General features: G+C 60.3%; 2 protein-coding genes. One reads left to right on the top strand and one right to left on the bottom strand.

Annotated features, from left to right (window positions below):
• The coding region (locus OSA81_13760; GenBank protein ID MDE0900068.1) for a TIGR03560 family F420-dependent LLM class oxidoreductase at positions 1-734 on the bottom strand (734 nt) is incomplete at its 3' end.
• Between the two features lie 313 nt (positions 735-1,047).
• On the opposite strand from OSA81_13760, the gene OSA81_13755 reads away from it, so the two are divergent.
• The gene (locus OSA81_13755) at positions 1,048-1,617 is read left to right on the top strand and encodes a hypothetical protein (GenBank protein MDE0900067.1); all 570 of its coding nucleotides are present in this window, start codon (positions 1,048-1,050) and stop codon (positions 1,615-1,617) included.
• Positions 1,618-1,831: the final 214 nt, after the last annotated feature.

The following is a 1,831-nucleotide window of genomic DNA, read 5'->3' as shown; positions in this document are numbered from 1 at the left end:
TTCTCTTCGGTCTCGGTGAACATGAGCACTCCCACCGCGGACTTCTGAATCTCGGCAGGATCACGTCCCACCTCCTCGCAATGCCGCTCCAGGACACTGATCTTGTGGCGTATTTCCTCGGGACGACCCCAACTGTTCCACTCGGTGGCGAACCGGGCCACGGTTCGCAGCGTCCGCTTCTCGCCCCCACCGCCAATGAGGAGCGGTAACGGGCTTTGAAGAGGTTTGGGCTCCATAGGCGCCTCGTCTAGTACGTAGTACTCGCCACGAAACGTGGTGCGATCTTGCGAAAACAACAGGGTGAGAATCTCACAGGCTTCCTCGAACCGGTCTGAGCGCTCGGTGACCGAACCCAGTTCCAAGCCGTAGCGCCGGTGTTCGTTCTCCTGCCAACCAGCACCAATCCCGACCACAAGGCGTCCACCCGAAATGTGATCGACCGTGGCCGCCATGTTGGCCAGAACCGCTGGATGCCGGTAGGTGTTGCCTGAGACCATGGCACCGAGCCGCAGCCGGGGCACGGCGACTGCTAGAGCGGCCAACATGGTCCAGGCCTCCAGAATGGTGCCCATCTCGGGTGAGCCGTAATCTTTTTCCGGGCCATAACCGCCTGACGGGGGCATGAAATGGTCAGGCACCCAGATGCCGTCCCAGCCCGTGGCCTCAGCATGTTGGCAACCTTCGAGCAGTTCCGCCCAAGTCTGGCCCGCATTTGCCCAATATGAGAATCGCATTCCCCTAAACGTAGCGGTAAGTACGGATCCGTGATTCAGATCGGTCGTCCTTATTGCTTCGAAGAGAGACGAACGCCGGCATCGACTCGGGCGGTCTCACCGTTCACGTCGTCGTTGGTGATACGCGGGCGGCGGCGTGGCTATGCACACGAAGCTGAAGCGGTTGTCGCCGCGCCGGTATTCTGAGGCGGCGCGCCCTCCAACTACAGTCGCTGTGGTTGGCGCAGTTGGGAGCCTCAATGAACGTCGAGGGAACGACAGCGCTTATCACCGGCGGAGCCAAACGAGTCACCTATCGGAACGGAGAAAGACAATGGCTGACCTGAGTCAGATGCCCCGGGCGTCGTTCACCAACAGTTCCAACAGCACGAAAGAGGACCACATGATCATCAGTGGTCAGCGGGCCGCGTTGGAACAGAGCGTTCCCGACCGGATCATTGAGCAGTTCGAGCACCTGCGAAACGACTACGGGGGCTTTCCGGTAGACCGGTTGGAGCACTCCGTCCAATCGGCCACTCGAGCCGAACGAGACGGTCAGGACGACGAATACGTGCTGTGTGCCCTGATCCACGACATCGGCGACCCGCTGGCGCCGGACAACCATCCCGATCTGGCTGCCGCCATCCTCAAACCGTTCGTGTCCGAAGCCAACTACTGGATGGTTAAACACCACGGCATTCTCCAGGGGTACTACTACTGGCACCATCAAGGCATGGACCGCAACACTCGTGACCAGTACAAGGGTCACGAGCACTACGACCGCTGCGCCACGTTCTGCTCCGAGTATGACGCCCCGGCATTCGATCCGTCGTACAACTCGAACCCATTCGACCACTACGTTCCACTCATCCGAGAGGCGTTCAGTGTCAGGTCTTCGCTCTAATCCCGGCTGTCCGCCCTCCGACACTCAGGGAATCTCCGGAGTGATCTTCGAGTAGGCCCTTCTGGCAGGCCGCGCACAGGCCGCGAGACGTCGCGAAACAGTGCGAAACGACGCGAACCAGTGATCAACTAGAAAGGCAGACCAGAGGCGGTTTCCGGACGTTTGCGCAGGTCAGCGGTTTGGGGTGCATCGATCTGGGGGACCGAAGGTCGGA

This window comes from Longimicrobiales bacterium (assembly GCA_028823235.1).
In the GTDB taxonomy this organism is placed as follows: domain Bacteria; phylum Gemmatimonadota; class Gemmatimonadetes; order Longimicrobiales; family Gaopeijiaceae; genus UBA2589.
This window is presented reverse-complemented; position numbering and strand designations above follow the sequence as displayed.